A 23057-nucleotide genomic window follows, 5' to 3' on the forward strand; every position below is an offset into this window, starting at 1 on the left:
CTTCACAGTGACAATGAATAAATTGCGCTTGTGCTTACTACACTACCTGCGGATTATGGATGTGTAAACATCTGGACGGCTAAATGGGAATTCAAGCATGGCAATTGTAAATCATACTCTCGGTTTTCCTCGCGTCGGCTTACGTCGTGAGTTGAAAAAAGCGCAGGAAAGCTATTGGGCAGGAAACACCACCCAGGAAGAACTGCTGGCTGTCGGTCGCGATCTGCGCGCTCGTCACTGGCAGCAACAAAAGGATGCTGGCGTGGACCTGCTGCCGGTGGGCGATTTTGCCTGGTACGATCATGTATTAACCACCAGCCTGCTGCTCGGCAATGTGCCGGCGCGTCACCAGAATGCGGATGGCTCCGTCGATCTGGATACGCTGTTCCGCATCGGTCGTGGCCGTGCGCCCACCGGCGAACCGGCTGCCGCAGCGGAAATGACCAAGTGGTTTAATACCAACTACCACTACATGGTGCCTGAATTTACCCAGGGTCAGCGTTTCAAACTCACCTGGACGCAGTTGCTGGACGAAGTCGATGAAGCGTTGGCGCTGGGTCATAAAGTCAAGCCCGTCCTATTGGGACCGGTCTCCTATCTGTGGCTGGGTAAAGTGAAAGGCGCGGCGTTCGATCGCCTGTCGCTGCTGAACGATATCCTGCCGGTGTACAAACAGGTTCTCGGTGAACTGGCGAAACGCGGTATCGAATGGGTGCAGATCGACGAGCCGGCGCTGGTGCTGGAACTTGAAGACAAATGGCTGACGGCGTTCAAACCGGCGTACGACGCACTGCAAGGGCAGGTGAAACTGCTGCTGACCACCTATTTCGATAGCATCGGCCAGAATCTGAATACCATCAAAGGGCTGCCGGTTCAGGGGCTGCACGTTGACCTGGTGCACGGCAAAGACGACGCCGCGACGCTGAACGCACAGCTACCGGCGGATTGGGTACTGTCTCTCGGCGTCATCAACGGTCGTAACGTCTGGCGTGCAGATCTCAGCACCTGGTATGAACGCCTCCAGCCGCTGGTCGGGAAACGTACGCTGTGGATCGGTAGCTCCTGTTCTCTTCTGCATAGTCCTATCGACCTGAGCGTAGAAACGCGTCTCGATGATGAAGTGAAAAGCTGGTTCGCGTTCGCGCTGCAAAAATGTAGTGAGCTGTCACTGCTGACCACCGCGCTGAACAGCGGCGACGGTAAACCGCTGGAAGTCTACAGCGCGCCGATCCGCGCTCGTCGCACCTCCACCCGCGTACATAATGCGGCGGTGGAAAAACGTCTGGCCGCCATTGTGGCGAAAGACAGCCAGCGCCAGCATCCTTATCCGCAGCGTGCGGAAGCCCAACGCGCTCGCTTCCAACTGCCGTCATGGCCGACGACGACCATCGGTTCATTCCCGCAAACCACCGAAATCCGCAGTTTGCGTCTGGACTTCAAACAGGGGCGTCTGGATGGACAGCACTATCGGACGGGGATTGCCGAACATATCAAACAGGCGATCACCGAGCAAGAGCGTCTGGATCTGGATGTGCTGGTGCATGGCGAAGCCGAGCGTAACGACATGGTCGAGTATTTCGGCGAACATTTGGACGGTTTCGTCTTCACGCAGAACGGCTGGGTTCAGAGCTACGGCTCCCGCTGCGTGAAACCGCCCGTGATCATCGGCGACATCAGCCGTCCGGAACCGATTACCGTCGAGTGGGCGAAGTACGCGCAGTCGTTAACCAGCAAGCCGGTGAAAGGCATGCTGACTGGTCCGGTGACCATCCTGTGCTGGTCATTCCCGCGTGAAGACGTCAGCCGTGAAACCATCGCCAAGCAGATTGCGCTGGCGTTGCGCGACGAAGTGGAAGATTTGGAGAAAGCCGGCATTGGTATCATCCAAATCGACGAACCGGCGCTGCGTGAAGGTCTTCCGCTGCATCGCTCCGACTGGAAAGCCTATCTGGAATGGGCGGTGGAAGCATTCCGTCTGAATGCCGCGATTGCTCAGGACGACACGCAGATCCACACCCACATGTGTTACTGCGAGTTCAACGACATCATGGATTCCATCGCCGCGCTGGATGCTGATGTCATTACCATCGAAACCTCGCGTTCCGACATGGAGCTTCTGGAGTCGTTCGAAGAGTTCGAATATCCGAACGAAATCGGTCCCGGCGTCTACGACATCCACTCGCCGAACGTCCCGAGCGTGGAATGGATTGAAGCGCTGCTGCGCAAGGCGGCGGAATACGTCCCTGCCGATCGTCTGTGGGTGAACCCGGACTGCGGTCTGAAAACTCGCGGTTGGCCGGAGACGCGTCAATCACTGGCCAACATGGTGCAGGCGGCCAAACGTCTGCGAGAAACGCAGGCCTGATCGCTGACGAGAGAGCCGTCCCGTCAGTGTCCCGGCGCTTCGCCGGGACGTATCAGTCCGCAGGCATGAGCCACCCGCAGGCTCATTGATGTCTCAACGGGGGAACGAGAGTTTCCCTGTTTTTTATTGCGCGTTCTCCCGGTTTTTTCACTCGCTTTTACTCTTTTATCGTCTGAGGCGGCAGTGTCGCGACAGCCGGTCAATAGGCGTGTTTCAGCCTCCGCTGCCGAAGACGGCGACGGGGCGTTTGAATCGCTATGGGACGATGTCTTTGCGGAGAGTCTCTTCATATCGCTGCGATAAAGGCGTTCTTTGCTGCCTGAAAGTGCCGACGGTCAGCTGAGGCGTTGCAGATAGGGGGGGAGCGTGGGTTCCGGGAGTACGGACAGGACTTTTAGCTTTTTCAGCGTTCGATTCTGAGCATTCGCCAGGTGCTCATCCAGGGTCTGTGCTGCGAGGTCCCAGTCCCCTTCAAGCAGTTGTTCGTAGATCACCTGATGCTCGTTTACCATAGCTTCATCAACGGGCAGCGAGAGCGTTTCATGGAAGATGCGCGCGATAGTCAAGGTAGAGTGACTTTGCCGAAGAATATCAACCAACGTGCGGTTGCCCGCAAACTCCAGGCTGAGCAGATGAAGATCGTCTTCTACCTGCTCGAGTTCGGCTCCCGTGCTGACTTTACTGGTTCGAATACGCTCGATATGCGTCAGACTGGCATCGATATGTCTCTGAGGGATAAGGGGGCCTGCCCGACGCAGAGCGGCGGGTTCAAGACTGGCTCGTACTTCATAGTGCTCGCGGATTTCACGGGCGGTCAGCGGTCCGGCCAGCCATTGAGAGTAAGGCTCTTTCTCTACCAGACCGCGATCGCGCAGTCGCATCAGACTTTCGCGGATGACATTGCGGCTAACGTGGTAAAACTCGGCCGCATTGGCCTCGTTGAGCTGGTAATGACCGAAGACCATACAGGTAGACAGCGCTTCATGCAGGTCGCTGAGCACTTTCTCACCGGTGCTGCGCGTGTCCACCAGCTCTTGCTGCTGATCAAACCCCAGCATGGTGCGGTTGAGCGGCATACGCACAGGTTCGATTTCCTGAGCCTCCGCCGCGACGATGAAACCACGGCCTTCGAAGCGGCGAATCAACCCTTCTTCATGCAAAAGCCCAAGAGCCCGCCGGACGGGAACGCGACTGGTACCGAACAATTCGGCAAGCGGTCCTTCCAGCATGACCAATCCGACAGGCAACGTGTTTGCCTTGATGGCCTGCTGCAATACCTGATGGATCATTTCGTAACGTGCTGTGCCACGAATGTCCGGTTTTTTATTATCGTGTGTAGTTAACATCCTTTATGACATCGTCTCCTGCCATGCGCATGACGCCATTATCGCACACCTCTGCGGCGATGTGCGTGACTGATGGCGGTTAAAAAACAGTCTAATTGGATATTTCACGCTCGATAATGGATGTTTTAATATAAGATACGTTTATGGATAATACTCATCGAAGGCGTGATTTTTTAGGTGTATATGTCGGTGTGTTATTGTTTTTCAATATTTTACGAGATATTTATCTGATATTTTTGTTATTGGCGATAATCTTTTGTTTTTTTTGGGTCTCAATCGCCCATATTACTGGCGAATAGTGACGCGCCAATTAAATAGAAAGCTATCTATTTTAGGCGCTTTATGGCGTTTTCGACGGATCAAACGCATTTTGTGTGGAAAAACAGATGACTGAAGAGATCCTCGGTGTCCGGCGTTGGCGGGATAGGGGAAAGACCTCCTCTATCCGCTGGTCGTGCTTTGGCGAAGGATAATGACAGCCCATGAGCGTGATGACCCGGAGGTTGTGCTCGCGGTTATTGCTAAACATCGTGGGATAAAATCCCGCATTCGCCGGTGGGATCGCTTTTTTCGTCTGATTATCTGCTATTTATATTTTATGTGCTGGCTATACGCATAGAACGCGCCCTAGCCAGCGCTTTGATTATCGACGACGGTCTCTCCACAGCGGCCGGATTAGGGAGGATGTAATGTCATTACAGGAAAAACGCGTTGTTATCACCGGCGCGGCCAGCGGTATAGGGTTCGCTATCGCCGAACTTTTCTCACACTATGGCGCGCGCCTGCTATTGTCCGATCGCAATGCGGAAGGGCTGGAATGCGTCGTCGAGCGTTGTCGCCAACGCGGGGTTGAATGCTATGGCAGCGTCGTGGATGTTGGGACGCCGTCGGGAGCGCAGCAAAGCGTTGATGACTGCGTTCGGTACTACGACGGTATCGATGTACTGATTAATAATGCGGGGCTGTTGACGCAGGCGCCCTGTGAGGCGATCACGCTGGAGATGTGGGAGGAGATGATGGCGGTAGACCTGCGCAGCGTATTTCTCTCTTCCCAGCGGGCGCTGCCGTGGATGCGGCGTCAGCGTTGGGGGCGCATCATCAATATCGCCTCTCAGCTCGGTATCAAAGGCGGAGCCGAACTGTGCCATTATGTGGCGGCGAAAGCCGGCGTCATTGGATTTACTAAATCGTTGGCGCTGGAGATGGCGCCGCACAACGTGCTGGTCAATGCCATCGCTCCCGGCCCGATAACAACGCCGATGATTGACGGTATCAGCAGCGATTGGAAAAAGGCCAAAGCCGCCGAGCTGCCGTTAGGGCGGTTCGGAAACGCTTGCGAGGTAGCGCCGGCCGCGCTGCTGCTGGCTAGCGATCCCGGCGGCAACCTCTTCGTCGGTCAAACGCTGGGGCCGAATTCCGGCGACGTCATGCCGTGATCCGTCAAATGCCGACGTTGAGTTCGGGCGACGCTCCCGCTAACGGCCTCGGTTGATGATTGCGGTATCGTCGATTGTAGGCAAGGGTGCCACAATAGCGTTCTCACCGGCTCACGCGCGCTTTCACGAAAGATTTTCAGGGCTGTTTAACGGTGTGCCTATTGATGGTGACGTCGGTATGGCCCGTCTCAATTGAGTTTTAAAGGTATTATTATTGTGAAAAAAAAGCACATCCCCGCCATTCTCCGGGGATCTTTTCTCGTTTCTCCCCGTCAGTACCTCGGCGAACAGCCAGTGATCTCTCCGCGCCCTTGCGGCGAGGGAACATCATGAGGCGGGGAAACTGGCTTTCAAAACGCGAAAGCGGCATGGGTCGCTTTCAGACTACCTTGATCATGAAAAGCGGTGGTCAATGATGAAGAGCAGCGGTGTGACCTTACGAGTACTGGGAACCTCAGTGACGCTGCTGGAGCTGTTGCGAAAGCAGGCCGAGCAGGATTTAGGCATGTGTATCGACTATCAGGTATGCAGCGTTAAAGAAGCGCAGCGCATCGCCGTTATGCACCCCGAAAGTTACGATCTATACGACCAGTGGTTTCACAATATCGACTTTGTCTGGCCCGCACAGGCAATCCAGCCGCTTGAGATCGCCAAACTACAGTATTGGGATGAAATTAACGACCTCCCGAAGCGAGGCAGGCTGTTGCCCGGCCAAGCGCTGAGCCGCGGCAGCGAACCCTCGCATCGCCTGTATGTACAGGATAATGGCGAACTGGGCGCTCACCCTACCGATAAAATCAGTATGCTTCCGCTGACGCACAACACGGACAGCTTCGCCTATCAGGTCGAGAGGCTGCCGGCTTCACTCGTCGGTAAGGAGGAGAGCTGGGGATGGTTGGTGGATCCCGCATTCTTTGGTCAGGTCGCGTTACAGGATGAAGCCTCAATGGGCGTGTTGGACGCCGTGCTGGCGGTGCAAGCGCGTGGACGGCTCAAGTTCGGCAACGTGGGAAACCTGACGCTGGAAGAGATCGACCGGCTGGCCGACGTATTGGCTGGCCTGCGCCGGCAAGGACATTTTGCCGCGTTGGGTTCTACGCATGATGAGGCCAGCAAACTTATTGGCAATCAGCTGGTGTGCATACAGAGCCTGTGGGCGCCGACGTATTTTCGTCATCACTTCCGCCAAAAAGGGTTCAAGCTGGCGGTGCCGCGCGAGGGCTATCGCGCCTGGTACGGCGGTTTGTCGATGTCGCGCTGCGTCAGCGGGCGCGTAAAAGAGGCCGCCTATGATTATCTTAACTGGTGGCAGTCCGGCTGGCCGGGGGCGGTCATGGCGCGGCAGGGCTACTATATTTCCAATCCGCAGCGTACGCGCACCTATCTTTCTGACGCCGAATGGGATTTCTGGTACGGCGGCAAACCCGCAGCCGAAACGCTGCCGGATGCCCACGGCAATCCTCTGATTATGCCGGGCGAACTGCGCGACGGAGGCAGTTACGAGCAGCGCATGGGGCATATTGCCGTCTGGAATTCGGTGATGGATGAACACAACTATCTCGTGCGGCGTTGGCAAGACTTCGTCCATGCCTGATCGCTCATACGCGGATAAGCCCGTCTGGCGTACGCGATGTTGGCGCATGACTCCTGGCGCGCTGACGTGTCTCATGGACTGAGCGACCTCGTCGACCTTATCGCATTACAAAAAAATCTATTCATAATAGTGTGGTAGCAATAAATGATTATCCCTTTCGGGATCGATCGAATTCACTGAGTTGCCGGGTAAGCGACGCTAGGTCAAGGCGATGCCCTCTGATTCACTACATCGATGGAGAGCGATATGTCTGACGTATTTCATCTGGGATTAACCCAGGAAGATGTTCATGGTGCTGAACTGGCGATTGTGCCGGGCGATCCGGCGCGGGTAGAGAAAATCGCCCTTCTGATGGAGAAACCGGTCTTTCTGGCATCTCACCGCGAATTCACGTCCTGGCGCGCCGAGCTGGCGGGTAAGCCGGTGATCATCTGCTCGACCGGCATCGGCGGGCCTTCCACGTCGATAGCGGTAGAAGAACTGGCGCAATTGGGCGTTCGCACGTTTCTGCGCGTCGGCACGACCGGGGCTATCCAGCCTCATATCGCCGTCGGCGATGTGCTGGTGACGACGGCGGCGGTGCGTCTCGATGGAGCCAGCCTGCATTTCGCTCCAATGGAGTTCCCCGCCGTCGCGGACTTCGCCTGTACGGCGGCGCTGGTGGAGGCCACCCGCGCCGCCGGTCATACGCTGCATGTCGGCGTCACCGCCTCTTCCGACACGTTTTATCCGGGGCAGGAGCGCTACGATACCTTCTCGCGCCGGGTGGTGCGCCGTTTCCGTGGGTCGATGGAGGAGTGGCAGAGCATGGGGGTGCTGAACTACGAAATGGAGTCCGCAACGCTGCTGACGATGTGCGCCAGCCAGGGGCTGCGCGCGGGGATGGTCGCGGGCGTTATCGTAAATCGCACTCAGCAGGAAACTCCCGACGCCGCCACGATGAAACTGGCCGAAACCGCGTCGGTGAACGTGGTGCTGGCGGCGGCGCGCATGCTGCTCTCCTGAATCCCTTCATTTACACTCATTAAAGGAACGCTATGACGTTAGCCAAGACGCTGCATCCTTCCGTCCTGCCGCTGAACGGCGGGATCAATTTTCGCGATCTGGGCGGGCTGGCCGCAGCCGACGGTCGGCGTGTGCGCCCCGGCAAGCTGCTGCGTGCTGGCGCGCTGGATGAACTGAGCGATCAGGATCGCACGTATCTGGCCGGTATGCCGGTCGCGCATGTGGTCGATTATCGCGATATCTCGGAGGCCGCGCTGCGTCCGGATCGGCTGTGGGCGGGTGTCAGCTATCATGGCGTGCCGGCTAACCCTCCAAGTCATGAGGTGACGGCCAATCTTGAATCGTTGGGACCGGAGAAACTGGCCGAGCTGGACGCACGCGCTTTCATGCTCACCGTGTACGAACGGCTGCCGTTCGACAACCACGCCTACCACTGCTTGGTCCAGTTGATGCAGGCGCCGGACCAGGGCGCGTTGGTACAGCATTGTGCGGTCGGCAAGGATAGGACGGGCGTCGGCGTCGCGCTGGTGTTATTCGCGCTGGGGGCGGATGAACAGACGGTAATGGACGATTATCTCCTGACAGAAACCACGTTGGAGCCGTTCCGCCAGCGTCTGATCGAGGAGCTGACGCCCGTGCTCGGCGAGGCGGCAATGCGGCCGTTCGCTTTTATTTTGTCAGCTCGAGAGGAGTTTCTGCAGACGGCGCTGCGGACGATACGTGAGCGGCACGGCTCGATAGACAACTGGTTGATGCGGGATTACGGATTGGATGCGTCAGCGCGGGAACGCTTGCGCGAACGCTATTTAGATTAAGCATGCTAGCAAAACAACGGGCCGATCTTGCCGCACGATCGTGGCAGGGTCGGCCCGCAGGTGGAGAAAAGGCCTGGGCCGAGACGACGGCGTAGAACGCGTTGTCTCGGTCAGACGGGCGGGAAGGTTCCACCCTCTTTCAACTCGCCGGAATCAACCGGTATTGCGCATCCCCGCGGCGACACCGGCGACGGTGATCATCAACGCCTGCTCGACATCGGGGTCCGGCGTCTCCTGCTGGCGGCAGCGATGCAGCAGTTCGGCCTGCAGGACGTTGAGTGGATCGGTATAGACGTTGCGCAGCGAGATAGACTCCGCGATCCAGGGCAGATCCGCCATAAGATGGTCGTCGTTGGAAATGGTCAGCACGGCTTTGATGTCTTTTTCCAACTGCGCGCGCAGCTGATGGCCCAGCGGCCATAAATTCTCCTGCACCAATCGCTGATCGTAATATTCCGCCAACCACAGGTCGGTTTTAGAGAACACCATTTCCAGCATGCCGATACGAGTGGAGAAGAACGGCCAGTCGCGGCACATCGCTTCCAACTGATCCTGTTTGCCGTCATCCATCACCTTCTGCAAAGCCGCGCCCGCGCCCAGCCAGGCCGGCAGCATCAGACGGTTTTGCGTCCAGGCGAAAATCCACGGGATGGCGCGCAGGCTTTCCACGCCTCCGCTTGGCCGACGTTTGGCCGGGCGGGAGCCCAGCGGCAGTTTGCCTAACTCCTGTTCCGGCGTCGCCGCGCGGAAGTAGGGGACGAACTCTGGATTTTCGCGGACGTAGTAGCGGTACATTTCACAAGAGGTGCGAGCCAGCTCGTCCATGATGTGATGCCACTCGTTCTTCGGCTCCGGCGGCGGCAGCAGATTGGCTTCCAGGATGGCGGAGGTATACAGCGACAGGCTGCTGATGGTGACTTCCGGCAGGCCGAATTTAAAGCGGATCATTTCGCCCTGTTCGGTGACGCGCAGACCGCCCTTCAGGCTTCCCGGCGGCTGCGACAACAACGCGGCATGCGCCGGGGCGCCGCCTCGGCCGATAGAGCCGCCGCGACCGTGGAATAACGTCAGCGCCACGCCATATTTCTCGAAGGTTTTGATTAGCGCATCCTGCGCGCGGTATTGAGCCCAAGAGGCCGCCATCACGCCCGCATCTTTGGCGGAGTCGGAATAGCCGATCATGACCATCTGTTTGCCCTGGATCACGCCGCGATACCAGTCGATATCCAGCAACTGCGTCATCACGCTGTCGGCGTTGTTCAGGTCGTCCAGCGTTTCGAACAGAGGAGCCACCGGCAGTGTATAGGGGCAACCGGCTTCCTTGAGCAGCAGGTGGACGGCCAGAACGTCGGACGGCGTGCGGGCCATCGAAATGACGTAAGACGCGATGGCGTTCTGCGGGGTTTGTGCAATGACCTGACAGGTATCCAGCACTTCCTGCGTTTCAGGGCTTGGCTGCCATTGGCGCGGCAGCAGCGGACGTTTGGAGTTGAGTTCTCGGATCAGGAAAGCTTGTTTATCGGCTTCCGACCAGCTCTCGTAGTCGCCCAGTCCCAGATAGCGGGTAATTTCGGCGATCGCTTCGGTGTGATTCGTGCTCTCCTGACGGACGTCGATGCGGACCAGCGGTACGCCGAAGCAGTGTACACGGCGCATGGTATCCAGCAGCCGCCCGTCGGCGATGATGCCCATGCCGCAGCTGTGCAGAGAGCGGTAACAGGCGTACAGCGGATCCCACAACTGCTCGTTACAGACCAGCAGGTCCTGCGGCTCGGGGGCGGATTTCCCTTCGAGCTGGGTATCGAGATAGTTTAGCGTCGCGACAAGCTGCGCGCGCATTTTCTTCATCAACTCGCGATACGGCTCCTGTACGCTGTCGCCGCCGGCCAGCTGCTGCAATTCGGGCGTACACATAGACATCGACAGCTCGGAAACCAGCTCCTGCACGTCGTTCAAAAACAGCGCCGCCGCTTTTCGGCGACCCAGCAGCAGCACGCGACGAGTGATCGTCGCCGTGACGTTAGGGTTGCCGTCGCGGTCTCCCCCCATCCATGAGGTGAATCGGACAGGCGTTGCCTCCACCGGCAGACGATAGCCGAGTTCCCGCTCCAGCTGTTCGTCCAGCTCGCGCAGAAAGGCGGGAACGCCCTCCCACAGGCTGTTTTCAACCACGGCAAAGCCCCATTTGGCTTCATCGACCGGCGTGGGGCGTTCTTTACGTATCTCGTCCGTGTGCCAGTACTGAGCGATGAGCTGACGGAGTCTGCGCATGATCTGATGGCGCTCATAATCCGCCAGATCGTCGTGATCGAGCTGTTTCAGGCAGTGGTTTACCTCACCCAGTTTGTGAATCAGGCTACGACGGGTAATTTCAGTCGGATGCGCGGTCAGGACCAATTCAATGGAGAGCGATTCCACGGCCTCGCGGATCTGATTTTCGTCCAGTTTGTCGTTGTCTTTCAGACGGCGAATGGCCAGCGCCAGCGTTTCGGGGTTACTGGCCGCTTCTCCGTGCGGGGAGATGGTGTGATATTGCTCGGCGGTATTGGTCAGGTTGAGAAACTGGCTAAAAGCGCGTGCAACGGGCAGAAGTTCTTCGTTAGAAAGGTTTTGCAGCGTATTTAGCAGCTGTTGTCGATGTTCATTGCTGCCTGCGCGGGAGGCTTTGGAAAGTTTTCGAATGGTTTCAACACGCTCAAGTATGTTTTCTCCCAATGCGTCTTTGATGGTGTCCCCAAGCAGTTTGCCGAGCATACTGACGTTGCCGCGCATTGCGGAATATTGTTCATTCATATTTGTCCTGACCCGTCTCTCGTTGTCCTGTGAAAATATTACGCTTTAAACGTGGAGTGATGTTTTTGTCTGGCAATAGAGGATCGCGCCCGTCTGTGGTGAGCACTATCTTTACAGTTGTACCCGTTTCTGTAGGGAAAAGGCAATTTGCGAAATTTCATCACCTGATCCCTAAGATAAGACTAGCTTATTAAGGCCAGACAAACCCAGATAGGACAAGGGTTGATGAGATGTTCCCTAGGGGTAAAAACCCGTAAAAAAGCAGGGTTTTTGTGTTTTCACGTAATTAATCGTGCCGCCTTGGGCGTATTTTGTGGTTTTTTATTTCACATATAGTCCGCTCTGATAGCGTCCATCACTGCTTATTTAGTGATTATTCAGAATAAATTTTTACATGGAGATCTGTTGGAAGACGCTGAAGCTAACGCTTCCAGGCCGCGAGCGGTGAGGCGCAGAGGTAAACCGTGAAGAATTACCGATGTTGAAGGGAACGCGTCTTGCCTATCGATGACAGGCAAGACGGAGAGATTAATGCTGGCAGAAACGATGAATCAGCTGTGCGATCAGCGTACGTGTCGGCTTGATGAACGACGTATCGATGTACTCATCCGGCTGATGTGCCTGATTGATGGAACCGGGGCCGAGCACCAACGTTGGGCAAAGCTGCTGGATAAACGGCGCTTCGGTACAGTAGTTCACTACCTCCGTCGGTTGTCCCAACAACTTTTCCACCACCTGCGCCAGAGGGCTATCGGCCTGACACTCATAGCCGGGAATGGGCGGATGCAGTTCGTTGATGGTCAAGCGTCCCGGCCAGCGGGAACTGACCGGCTCCAGCGCCTCGGTCACGAGGCCGTTGATATCGTTCAACGCCATGCCGGGCAGCGGGCGGATATCCATATGCAGTTCGCAGCAGCCGCAGATGCGGTTGGCCGCGTCGCCGCCGTGAATATGCCCGAAGTTCATTGTCGGGTAGGGGATGTGGAATGCGGGATTGTGATAGCGCTCTTGCAGGGTATTGCGCAATTTCATCAGGTGAGTGATGGACTCGTGCATCAATTCAATGGCGTTGACCCCGCGCGCCGGATCGCTGGAGTGACCAGACTGACCCTGAACGCGTATCGCTTTGGACATATGGCCTTTGTGCGCGCGCACCGGTTGCAGTGAGGTCGGCTCGCCGATGATGGCGCAATCCGGCCTGATGCGCGTGGATTCGGAGAAATATTTGGCGCCTGCCATCGTGGTCTCTTCATCGGCCGTCGCCAGAATATAAAGCGGTTTGGTTAGCGTGGCCGGATCGATGTCGCGCAGCGTATCCAGAATGAAAGCGAAGAACCCTTTCATGTCGGCGGTACCCAGACCGTAAAGCCGGTTGTCGTGTTCGGTCAGGGTAAAGGGATCGCGCGTCCAGCGCCCGTCGTCAAACGGTACGGTATCGGTATGTCCTGCCAGCAGTAGGCCGCCGCTGCCTTCTCCCCGGCGCGCCAGCATGTTGAATTTATGACGCGTGCCGGGTACCGGCTGGACTTCAACGTGAAAGCCCAGATCGGTAAACCAGCCTGCCAACAGGTTGATTAAGTTTTCATTACTTTGGTCCAGGTCGCTATCGGTGGCGCTAATGGATGGCGTAGCGATCAATGCCCGGTACAGCTCAATAAAAGGGGGTAAATTCATCTTCACTGTTGACAGCCTCTGGTTTGAATAGTATCAATATTCATGCATTTATTTTGAATAAAAATACAGTATTGCCAGGTGAAAGAAAATCACAAACTGCGGCGCGGACCGCGCTTATGCTTTTTTCTGGCATCGTGGGGGGAGCGGCTTATCCGCATCAGTCCCCGGCTCTCGTCTCACCGATCGCGATATAACAAAGGTACACGGATCTCATGTTGAATACGTTGATAGTAGGTGCAAGTGGTTATACCGGCGCGGAGCTGGCACTGTACCTGAACCGTCACCCTCAGATGAACATAACCGCTTTGGCGGTTTCAGCGCAAAGTGTAGATGCGGGAAAATCACTCTCCGAACTGCATCCCCAGCTTAAAGGCGTTATCGACTTACCTGTCCAACCGCTCACCGACGTTGCCGATGCGGCCAAAGGCGTCGACGTGGTGTTTTTAGCCACTGACCACAAGGTGAGCCACGATCTGGCGCCGCAATTTTTGGCGGCGGGCTGCACCGTGTTTGACTTGTCCGGCGCCTTCCGCGTGCAGGACGCCGATTTTTACAGCCGCTATTACGGCTTCGACCATCAGCACGCCGACTGGCTGGCGCAGGCCGTGTATGGGCTGGCCGAGTGGCAGGCTGATGAGATCAAACAGGCGCAGCTGATCGCCGTGCCGGGTTGCTACCCCACGGCCTCTCAGCTGGCGCTGAAGCCGCTGGTGGAAAGCGGTCTGCTGAATATCGACCAATGGCCCGTGATCGACGCCACCAGCGGCGTCAGCGGGGCCGGACGCAAGGCCACCATGACCAACAGCTTCTGCGAGGTCAGCCTGAAGCCCTACGGACTCTTCACCCATCGGCATCAGCCCGAAATCGTCGCTCATCTGGGGATTCCGGTGATTTTTACCCCGCACCTGGGTAATTTCCCGCGCGGCATTCTGGCAACGATTACCTGCCGTCTGCGTCCCGGCGTGACCGCACAGGATGTGGCTGAAGCCTACTACAACGCCTACCACGACAAGCCGCTGGTCCGGATCTACGCTAAAGGTGTTCCGGCGTTGAAATCCGTGGTCGGTCTGCCATTTTGCGATATCGGTTTCTCGGTGCAGGATGAACATTTGATCGTCGTATCCACCGAAGACAACCTGCTGAAAGGCGCGGCGGCGCAGGCGGTACAGTGCATGAATATTCGTTTTGGTTTCCCTGAAACCCAGTCCTTACTCTGATTATTTCTGAGGCGCAAAGACCCATGAATCCGTTAATTATCAAGCTAGGTGGCGTATTGTTGGATAGTGAAGAGGCGCTAATGCGTTTGTTCGACGCGCTGGTTGAGTATCGTCAGCAGCATCAGCGCCCTCTGGTCATCGTGCACGGCGGCGGTTGTCTGGTCGACGACCTGATGAAAAAGCTGTCGCTGCCCGTCGTGAAAAAACAGGGTCTGCGCGTTACGCCTGCGGATCAGATCGACATCATCACCGGGGCGCTGGCGGGTTCCGCCAACAAAACGCTGCTGTCATGGGCGGTAAAGCACGGCATTCAGGCCGTCGGGCTGTGTCTGGCTGATGGCGGCAGTACGGTGGTGACGCGGCTGGACGACGAGTTGGGTCATGTCGGCAAGGCGGAAGCAGGTTCTCCCGCTTTACTCACAACGCTACTGGGGGCCGGTTATCTGCCCGTCATCAGCTCCATCGGCATAACTGCGGAAGGTGAACTCATGAACGTCAACGCTGACCAGGCGGCGACGGCGCTGGCTCAAACGCTGGGCGCGGACCTGATTTTGCTCTCTGACGTCAGCGGTATTCTGGACGGCAAAGGCCAGCGTATCGAAGAGATGACGGCGGAGAAGGCCGAGGCGTTAATTGCCCAAGGCATCATCACCGACGGCATGGTGGTCAAGGTCAACGCCGCGCTGGAAGCCGCGCGTGTATTGAGGCGGCCCGTGGATATCGCCAGTTGGCGTCATGCCGAGCTGCTGCCGACGTTGTTTAACGGCGTCTCTATCGGCACGCGTATTTCGGCGTAATGCCGCATTTATCTACACCGGATTCGCCCGTGCCGGGCGAGTCGGCGTAAGACAGTCTTTCTGGCGGGCGATGGAGCGCCATCCGCTCGTCATCATTTGAATACCAGGAGTTAAAGTTATGGCTTTGTGGGGCGGACGGTTTAGCCAGGCAGCAGATCAACGTTTTAAACAGTTCAACGATTCACTGCGGTTTGATTACCGTTTGGCGGAACAGGACATCACGGGCTCCATCGGGTGGTCTAAAGCGCTGGTGACGGTCAATGTCCTGAGCGAACAGGAACAGCAGCAGTTGGAGCAGGCTTTAACGGCCCTGTTAAAGGAAGTTCAGGCCGATCCTCATGCCATTTTGCAAAGCGATGCCGAAGATATTCACAGTTGGGTGGAGCAACGCCTGATTGAGAAAGTGGGCGATCTGGGTAAAAAACTGCATACCGGCCGTAGTCGTAACGATCAGGTCGCGACGGACCTTAAGCTATGGTGCAAAGCGCAAATTGGTGAACTGACGGAGACCCTTCGGCATCTGCGCGAGGCGCTGGTGGCGACGGCGGAGGCGAATCAGGATGCGGTCATGCCGGGTTACACCCATCTCCAGCGCGCTCAGCCGGTAACGTTTGCTCACTGGTGTCTGGCCTATCACGAGATGTTGGCGCGTGACGAAAGCCGTTTAGCCGATACACTGGCTCGTCTGGACGTCAGTCCGCTGGGCTGCGGCGCGCTGGCGGGGACGGCCTATCCTATCGACCGTGAGCAGTTGGCCGGCTGGCTTGGCTTCGCCTCCGCGACGCGCAACAGTCTGGACACGGTGTCTGATCGCGACCATGTTCTGGAGTTGTTGTCCAACGCGTCTATCGGCATGGTGCACCTGTCTCGTTTCGCGGAAGACCTGATTTTCTTCAACAGCGGGGAAGCCGCATTCGTGGAGTTGTCCGACCGCGTAACTTCCGGCTCTTCCCTGATGCCTCAGAAGAAAAATCCGGATGCGCTGGAGTTGATCCGCGGTAAATGCGGACGCGTACAGGGCGCGCTGGCGGGCATGATGGTCACTTTGAAAGGGTTGCCGCTGGCTTACAATAAAGACATGCAGGAAGACAAAGAGGGTTTGTTCGATGCGCTGGATACCTGGCATGACAGCCTGATGATGGCCGCGCTGGTGCTGGAAGGCATTCAGGTTAAGCGTCCTCGTTGCCAGGAAGCGGCAGAGCAAGGCTATGCCAACGCCACCGAACTGGCGGACTATCTGGTTGCTAAAGGTGTCCCGTTCCGTGAAGCGCACCACATCGTGGGCGAAGCGGTGGTGGAAGCCATCCGTCAGGGAAAAGCGCTGGAAGCACTATCATTGGCCGAATTGAAAACGTTCAGCGGAGTCATTGAAGACGACGTGTACCCCGTGTTGTCGCTGCAATCCTGTCTGGATAAGCGCGCGGCGCAAGGCGGCGTGTCTCCGCAGCAGGTGGCTGCGGCTATCGCGGTTGCCAAACAAAGCCTATCCTGATGCATCAAGGAGGCGGATGCTTTCCGCCTCCGTTTCACTCCACACCTGAATCCGTATCGCATTTTCCCCTTTTTTTCTTTCAAATCACGGTAATGACCTGAATCCGTTCTGGACATCCATACAGCATGCTTTTACCTTGACGGGCAGCGGCAAGAGAACCCGGAGGCGGTGTGGCAATCACCCTTTTTTACGGCATTGGCGGAAGCGTGGTCGGTCTGATGATCGGCTGGCTGGTGGCGAGTTTGTTACAGCAGCAGCGTCATGCGCGCTATGAAACCGAACGTCAGTTGCAGGAGCAATCTTTGCAGCAGGCGCATCAGGCCCTGAGCGAGAGCCGAGAGGCGCGTCAGCAGGATCAGACTCGGTTAAACGATCAAGAACGCGAGCTGCGGCTTTTACACGGTCAGTTGGCGGCAGGTCAGGAAAAACTGTTGCAGATGACGGCGCTGCGAGCCGAGTGCGAACAGCTTAATCAGGAGCTGCGCGCGCTGCGAGAGGCCAACGGCGCGCAGGAAGCGGAGCTGCGGGAGGTGACGATCCGGCTGGAAGAGACGCGGCTGGCGGCGGAAGAGAAACAGCGCCTGTTGATCAACAGCGAGCAACGCCTGTCGGCGCAGTTCGAAAATCTGGCCAATCGTATTTTCGAGCAGAGCGGTCGCAAGGTTGACCAGCAAAACCAGTTAAGTCTGGACCGGCTGCTGACGCCGCTGCGGGAACAACTTGATGGCTTTCGCCGTCAGGTACAGGACAGCTTTGGCGAGGAAGCGCGCGAGCGCCATACGCTGGCGCACGAAATCCGCAATCTTCAGCAGCTCAACGCCCGCATGGCGCAGGAAGCCGTCAATCTGACTCAGGCACTGAAAGGCGACAACAAAACGCAGGGAAACTGGGGCGAAGTCGTTCTGAGCCGAGTGCTGGAAAGCTCCGGGCTACGGGAAGGGCACGAATATCAAACGCAGGTCAGCATACAGACGGGGAGCAACGGCAGGATGCAGCCGGATGTTATCGTCCGTTTACCGCATGGGAAAGACGTCGTGGTCGACGCCAAGATGTCGCTGGTGGCGTACGAACGCTATTTCAATAGCGAAGACGAACTTGAGCGGAGCGCCGCGCTCAATGAACATCTGGTTTCCATTCGCAGCCACATACGGTTGCTGGGCAGTAAAGATTACCAGCAGCTTCCGGGCTTGCGTTCGCTTGACTATGTGCTGATGTTTATTCCGGTGGAGCCTGCTTTTCTACTGGCCATAGACCGGCAGCCGGAGCTGATCACCGAGGCGCTTAAAAACAACATCATGCTGGTCAGCCCGACGACGCTGCTGGTGGCCCTTCGCACCATCAATAACCTGTGGCGCTACGAGCAGCAGAGCCGTAATGCGCAGCAAATCGCAGAGCGAGCCTCCCGTCTATACGACAAACTGCGGTTGTTCGTCGACGATATGACGACGTTAGGACAGAATCTGGACCGGGCTCAGAGCAGCTATCATCAGGCGATGAAAAAAGTGGCGTCCGGCCGCGGAAATCTGATCGGCCAGGCCGAGGGATTTCGTTCGCTCGGCGTGGAAGTGAAACGGCCCATTAAAACGTCGCTGATGTCGGATACGGACGTGATGAGCGTGGAGTGCCATACCGACGAGGACGCGCCGAATGAAACGTTTGATGACGAAAAATCCGGTTAGCGCGCCTATTCAGGCGGTGTAAACTTCCGGCGTTGAGCGGGATCACGCCCACGCGCGACAGCCCGCGGCGGCAAAGAAGGGCAGTGGCTTTTAATCTGGGTCTGTTACACTCTTGGTAAGTGGGGAAACCCGGATTTTGACAATAGCAGGCGGATAACATGGCAGACGATTCGGAGAAAACAACGCACTTTGGTTATCGCACCGTGGCGAAAGACGATAAAGAAACCATGGTGGCTGACGTTTTCCATTCTGTGGCGGCAAAGTACGATTTGATGAATGACCTGATGTCTTTCGGCATCCATCGTATCTGGAAACGCTTTACCATCGAATGCAGCGGCGTACATCGCGGTCAACGTGTATTGGATTTGGCTGGCGGCACCGGCGACCTGACGGCGAAATTCTCGCGTCTGGTGGGGGAGGAAGGGGAAGTGGTACTGGCGGATATCAACGCCTCCATGCTGCAAGTCGGACGGGAAAAGCTGCGCAACAAAGGTGTCATCGGCAACGTCAGCTATGTGCAGGCGAATGCGGAAGCCTTGCCGTTCCCCGACAACACGTTCGATTGCATCACCATCTCTTTCGGCCTTCGCAACGTGACTGAAAAAGAGCAGGCGCTGCGCTCCATGTTTCGTGTACTGAAGCCGGGCGGTCGTCTGCTGGTGCTGGAGTTTTCCAAACCGACGACGAAAGCGTTGAGCAAAGTCTACGACCTCTACTCCTTCCACGTGCTGCCGCGCATCGGCGAAATGGTGGCGCGCGACGCGGGCAGCTATCGCTATCTGGCCGAGTCCATCCGCATGCATCCGGACCAGGACACGTTGAAGTCCATGATGGCCGACGCTGGTTTCGACAACGTCAATTATTACAATCTGACCGGCGGGGTGGTTGCCCTGCATCGCGGGTTTAAATTCTGAGTTTGAACATGCCAATGCGGATAATGCCTGTACTGACGGCTGCGCTGGAAACGGCGCTCAATCAGTTACTGTTTCGTGATCGAAGCATGAAGGCGGCCCGTCAGCGCCTGCATGGAAAAACGCTGCGTATTGATATCGCCGAGCTGCGTGCGCCGCTGGTGCTGATTTTCAGCGAACAGCGGCTGGATGTTGTCAGCCAATGGGCGTCGACGCCCGACTGCCGGCTGGTGACTCAACTGTCCGCACTGATTCAACTGCGCGACCGTCAGCAGCTGTCCGCGCTCATGCGCAGCGGCGAGCTGACATTAGAAGGCGATATCCAGGTGGCTCAGCAATTTATCGCGCTGCTCGATCTGGCGGAAATCGACCCGGCTGAATGGCTGTCCCCTTACCTGGGCGATATTGCCGCGGAAGGGCTGAGTCAGACTGCGCGTAAAACGGTCAGCGCCGTCAGCGGTTTCCTGTGCCGCCAACGGCACTATCTGTCGGAAACGCTGACTGAAGAGTGGCGTCTGCTTCCGGGAAAACTGGAGGCAACGTGGTTTGGGGATGAAGTCGAGGCGTTAGACCGCGCGGTGGATGCATTGTCTGAAAGATTATCAAAACTGGAGGAAACGCGATGACGCCGGGGGAATTGATTCGCCTTTATCGTATTGTCTGGGTATTGCTGAGCTACGGACTTGACGAACTGATCCCACGTGTGCCGCTAACCCTCCCCGTCCGTTTCGTACGGCGCCTGTTGTTCTGGTTGCCTAATCGGCATCAGGAGCAGCCGTTGGGTGAACGTCTGCGTCTGGCTCTGCAAGATCTGGGACCGGTCTGGATCAAATTCGGCCAGATGATGTCTACCCGGCGCGATCTGTTTTCTCCCGCCATCGCCGATCAACTGGCGAAACTGCAGGACCAGGTCGAACCTTTCGACGGAGAACTGGCGCGCCAGCAAATTGAAAAGTCGATGGGCGGCAAGTTGGAAAACTGGTTCGACGACTTCGACGCCAAACCGCTGGCCTCGGCTTCCATCGCCCAAGTGCATACGGCGAAGCTGAAATCGACGGGCAAAGATATCGTCATCAAGGTGATTCGCCCGGATATCCTTCCCGTCATCCAGGCGGACATCAAGCTGATGAAACGGTTGGCCAGCTGGCTGCCGCTACTGATGCCGGACGGCCGTCGCCTGCGTCCTCGCGAAGTGGTGCGCGAATATGAAAAAACGCTGCTGGATGAGTTGAACCTTCTTCGAGAAGCCGCCAACGGCATACAGCTGCGACGCAACTTCGAAAACAGCGGGCTGCTTTACGTGCCGGAAGTCTACTCGGACTATTGCACCGAACGGGTGCTGGTGATGGAGCGGATTTATGGGATCCCGGTGTCGGATATGGACGCGTTGAAAGCACATGGCGTGAACCTGCCGCTGCTGGCGGAACGCGGGGTTCAGGTCTTTTTCACTCAGGTTTTTCGCGACAGTTTCTTCCATGCCGATATGCATCCCGGCAACATTTTCATTAGCTACGAACACCCTGAAGATCCCCTGTATATCGGCATCGATTGCGGCATTGTCGGTTCCTTGAACAAGGACGATAAACGCTATCTGGCGGAGAACTTTATCGCCTTTTTCAACCGCGACTACCGCCGCGTAGCCGAGCTGCATGTCGATTCCGGTTGGGTGCCTGCGGACACCAATGTCGAAGAGTTCGAGTTCGCGATTCGTACCGTCTGCGAGCCCATATTCGAAAAGCCGTTAGCGGAAATTTCTTTCGGTCATGTATTATTGAACCTCTTTAACACGGCGCGTCGCTTCAATATGGAAGTGCAGCCGCAGCTGGTCTTGTTGCAGAAGACGCTGCTGTACGTCGAAGGTATCGGGCGTCAGCTCTATCCGCAGTTGGATTTATGGAAAACGGCCAAGCCGTTTCTCGAAACCTGGTTGAAAGATCAGGTGGGTATACCCGCCATGGTGCGGGCGTTCAAACAAAAGGCCCCGTTTTGGGCGGAAAAGTTGCCTGAAATTCCTGAACTGCTCTACGACGGACTTCGTCAGCATAAAAAGCTGCGAGAGAGTATGGAACATTTAGCGGATGAGCTGCGTGTTCAGCGGGTGCGGCAAGGCCAGTCGCGTTATCTTTTGGGCGTTGGCGCGGCGCTGCTGGTGAGCGGTACCGTGTTGCTGGCCAGCCACATCGAAGCGAACATTGTGCCCTCCGGTATGATCGCCGCCGGGATTGTCGCCTGGATCGTAGGATGGCGTTGTACGCGTTGAATAAGATCGTAATCAGTAGCATGATTGCCGTTATAAAACACGGTAGTTTGATAATCCCCTTGCATAAGAGGTAGTGACATGGGCGGTATTAGTCTCTGGAATTTATTGATCATCGCAGTCATCGTGGTGTTGCTGTTCGGGACCAACAAATTAAGAACGCTGGGTTCGGATCTGGGCGCTTCCATTAAAGGCTTCAAGAAAGCGATGAGCGACGATCAAACGTCTGCCTCGGATGAAAAGGCTCAGCAGCAGGATGCGGATTTCAACACGAAAACCGTTGCTGAACAGCAGCCGGAAACGAAGCAGGAAGAAAAGAGTCAGTCAAAAGAGCGGGTGTAATCGGTGTTTGATATCGGCTTTAGCGAACTGCTGTTGGTGATGGTTATCGGACTGGTGGTATTAGGTCCGGAGCGTCTTCCCGTGGCGGTAAGAACGGTGGTGGGCTGGATTCGCGCTTTACGCTCTCTGGCGTCATCGGTGCAAAACGAACTGGTTCAGGAAATGAAGCTGCAAGAGTTGCAGGATAGCCTGAAGAAAGTGGAACAGGCCAGCAACCTGCAGAATCTCTCGCCTGAGCTAAAAGCGTCTATGGATGAGCTAAAGGAAGCAGCGGACTCCATGAAGCGGACGTACACGTTGGAACAACTGGGCGAAGAAAAGAAAGACGACACGCCTAGCCAGCCGTTGAACGACCCCGAGGCCGCCCATGATGGGGTTATCGAGCATGAAACGACGACGGCGTCCCCTGCGATGGAAAAATCCGCCGTGGCCTCAAGCCTGACAGCTGATAACACCGCCGGCGAGTCCGGCAAGGTAAAAACCCCTTTGCCCGCCGCGACATCCTCGTCTCCCTCTCAACCACGTGATGATCTTTAATCTATGGCCGTTGATGAAACCCAGCCGCTGATCAGCCATTTGATCGAGCTTCGTAAGCGGTTGTTGAATAGTATTCTTTGTGTTCTGGCAGTCTTTGTCGTGTTGGTCTACTTCGCGAATGATATCTATCAGATTGTCTCCGCACCGTTAATCAAACAGCTTCCCGCTGGCGCCAGCATGATTGCGACCGATGTTGCCTCGCCATTCTTTACCCCCATCAAACTGACCCTGATTGTTTCGGTGTTTGCCTCCGCGCCGCTGGTGCTATATCAGGTTTGGGCCTTTGTGGCGCCGGCGTTGTACAAGCATGAACGTCGTCTGATGATGCCGCTGTTGTTCTCCAGCAGCTTGTTGTTTTATCTCGGCATGGCCTTCGCTTATTTCATCGTCTTTCCGCTGGCATTCAGTTTCTTTGCCCAGACTGCGCCTGCCGGCGTGATGATTGCGACCGATATCAACAATTATCTGGATTTCGTCATGGCGCTGTTTATGGCGTTTGGCGTGTCGTTCGAAGTGCCGGTGGCGATTGTGCTGCTGTGCTGGAGCGGTGTGGTGACGCCGCAAGAGCTCAAGCAGAAACGCCCTTATGTACTGGTTGGCGCATTTGTCGTCGGTATGCTGCTGACGCCGCCGGACGTATTTTCCCAAACTCTCCTCGCGATACCGATGTATCTGTTATTCGAGATAGGGGTCTTTTTTGCCCGCTTCTACGTTGGCAAAGGACGTCGAAATGACGAGGAAAATCCTGAAGAGCCTGCGCCGTAACGGCGGCGATGACTGGAAAGCCCGGCGCCGCC

Annotated in this window: 18 protein-coding genes; 15 read left to right on the forward strand and 3 right to left on the reverse strand. The window is 56.6% G+C overall.

Annotated elements, in window-relative coordinates:
* Positions 1 to 97 precede the first annotated feature (97 nt).
* Positions 98 to 2365 (forward strand): 5-methyltetrahydropteroyltriglutamate--homocysteine S-methyltransferase, encoded by a 2268-nt coding sequence (metE, locus tag BLU64_RS10540; protein ID WP_074728638.1) that lies wholly within the window; start codon positions 98 to 100, stop codon positions 2363 to 2365.
* Positions 2366 to 2700: 335 nt separating this feature from the next.
* Here metE and BLU64_RS10545 read toward each other — a convergent pair whose 3' ends face one another.
* Complete coding sequence (locus BLU64_RS10545) at positions 2701 to 3711, reverse strand: GntR family transcriptional regulator (RefSeq protein ID WP_026743935.1); 1011 nt, start codon at positions 3709 to 3711, stop codon at positions 2701 to 2703.
* Between the two features lie 689 nt (positions 3712 to 4400).
* Between BLU64_RS10545 and BLU64_RS10550 the strand changes: the two genes are divergently transcribed.
* From BLU64_RS10550 to BLU64_RS10565, 4 genes are all read left to right on the forward strand, one after another.
* On the forward strand, positions 4401 to 5147 hold the full coding sequence (locus BLU64_RS10550) for an SDR family NAD(P)-dependent oxidoreductase (RefSeq protein WP_074728640.1): 747 nt from the start codon (positions 4401 to 4403) through the stop codon (positions 5145 to 5147).
* A gap of 430 nt (positions 5148 to 5577) precedes the next feature.
* Entirely contained in the window at positions 5578 to 6741 is a 1164-nt protein-coding gene (locus BLU64_RS10555) for an ABC transporter substrate-binding protein (RefSeq protein WP_244888423.1), read from the forward strand.
* Positions 6742 to 6987: 246 nt separating this feature from the next.
* A complete protein-coding gene (udp, locus tag BLU64_RS10560) occupies positions 6988 to 7746 on the forward strand; it encodes a uridine phosphorylase (protein ID WP_074728644.1) in 759 nt (252 codons plus the stop codon).
* Positions 7747 to 7778: 32 nt separating this feature from the next.
* Positions 7779 to 8561: a tyrosine-protein phosphatase gene (locus tag BLU64_RS10565; RefSeq protein ID WP_074728646.1), complete on the forward strand. Its 783-nt coding sequence runs from the start codon at positions 7779 to 7781 to the stop codon at positions 8559 to 8561.
* 153 nt (positions 8562 to 8714) lie between these two features.
* On the opposite strand, the gene ppc is transcribed toward BLU64_RS10565, so the two are convergent.
* Together ppc and argE are read right to left on the reverse strand one after the other, a co-directional pair.
* Positions 8715 to 11354 (reverse strand): phosphoenolpyruvate carboxylase, encoded by a 2640-nt coding sequence (ppc, locus tag BLU64_RS10570; RefSeq protein WP_074728648.1) that lies wholly within the window; start codon positions 11352 to 11354, stop codon positions 8715 to 8717.
* Positions 11355 to 11882: 528 nt separating this feature from the next.
* On the reverse strand, positions 11883 to 13034 hold the full coding sequence (gene argE, locus BLU64_RS10575) for an acetylornithine deacetylase (RefSeq protein WP_074728650.1): 1152 nt from the start codon (positions 13032 to 13034) through the stop codon (positions 11883 to 11885).
* A gap of 206 nt (positions 13035 to 13240) precedes the next feature.
* On the opposite strand from argE, the gene argC reads away from it, so the two are divergent.
* From argC to tatC, 10 genes are all read left to right on the forward strand, one after another.
* Positions 13241 to 14245 (forward strand): N-acetyl-gamma-glutamyl-phosphate reductase, encoded by a 1005-nt coding sequence (gene argC, locus BLU64_RS10580; protein ID WP_026743942.1) that lies wholly within the window; start codon positions 13241 to 13243, stop codon positions 14243 to 14245.
* Positions 14246 to 14268: 23 nt separating this feature from the next.
* On the forward strand, positions 14269 to 15042 hold the full coding sequence (gene argB / locus BLU64_RS10585) for an acetylglutamate kinase (protein ID WP_026743943.1): 774 nt from the start codon (positions 14269 to 14271) through the stop codon (positions 15040 to 15042).
* Between the two features lie 118 nt (positions 15043 to 15160).
* A complete protein-coding gene (gene argH, locus BLU64_RS10590) occupies positions 15161 to 16534 on the forward strand; it encodes an argininosuccinate lyase (protein ID WP_074728651.1) in 1374 nt (457 codons plus the stop codon).
* A 170-nt stretch (positions 16535 to 16704) separates the two neighbouring features.
* A complete protein-coding gene (gene rmuC, locus BLU64_RS10595) occupies positions 16705 to 18213 on the forward strand; it encodes a DNA recombination protein RmuC (RefSeq protein WP_074728653.1) in 1509 nt (502 codons plus the stop codon).
* A gap of 158 nt (positions 18214 to 18371) precedes the next feature.
* Positions 18372 to 19127, forward strand: a complete 756-nt coding sequence (gene ubiE, locus BLU64_RS10600; RefSeq protein ID WP_074728655.1) for a bifunctional demethylmenaquinone methyltransferase/2-methoxy-6-polyprenyl-1,4-benzoquinol methylase UbiE — start codon at positions 18372 to 18374, stop codon at positions 19125 to 19127.
* A 14-nt stretch (positions 19128 to 19141) separates the two neighbouring features.
* Positions 19142 to 19750 (forward strand): ubiquinone biosynthesis protein UbiJ, encoded by a 609-nt coding sequence (gene ubiJ / locus BLU64_RS10605; RefSeq protein WP_026743947.1) that lies wholly within the window; start codon positions 19142 to 19144, stop codon positions 19748 to 19750.
* Entirely contained in the window at positions 19747 to 21384 is a 1638-nt protein-coding gene (gene ubiB / locus BLU64_RS10610) for a ubiquinone biosynthesis regulatory protein kinase UbiB (RefSeq protein ID WP_074728657.1), read from the forward strand. Before ubiJ ends, ubiB begins: the two co-directional genes overlap by 4 nt.
* A 78-nt stretch (positions 21385 to 21462) precedes the next feature.
* Positions 21463 to 21723, forward strand: a complete 261-nt coding sequence (gene tatA, locus BLU64_RS10615) for a Sec-independent protein translocase subunit TatA (protein WP_026738417.1) — start codon at positions 21463 to 21465, stop codon at positions 21721 to 21723.
* Positions 21724 to 21726: 3 nt separating this feature from the next.
* The gene (gene tatB, locus BLU64_RS10620; protein ID WP_074728659.1) at positions 21727 to 22260 is read left to right on the forward strand and encodes a Sec-independent protein translocase protein TatB; all 534 of its coding nucleotides are present in this window, start codon (positions 21727 to 21729) and stop codon (positions 22258 to 22260) included.
* Between the two features lie 3 nt (positions 22261 to 22263).
* The gene (gene tatC, locus BLU64_RS10625) at positions 22264 to 23025 is read left to right on the forward strand and encodes a Sec-independent protein translocase subunit TatC (protein WP_026743950.1); all 762 of its coding nucleotides are present in this window, start codon (positions 22264 to 22266) and stop codon (positions 23023 to 23025) included.
* Positions 23026 to 23057: the final 32 nt, after the last annotated feature.

Origin of the sequence: Lonsdalea quercina (assembly GCF_900107885.1) — a bacterium.
GTDB classification, from domain to species: Bacteria; Pseudomonadota; Gammaproteobacteria; order Enterobacterales; family Enterobacteriaceae; genus Lonsdalea; species Lonsdalea quercina.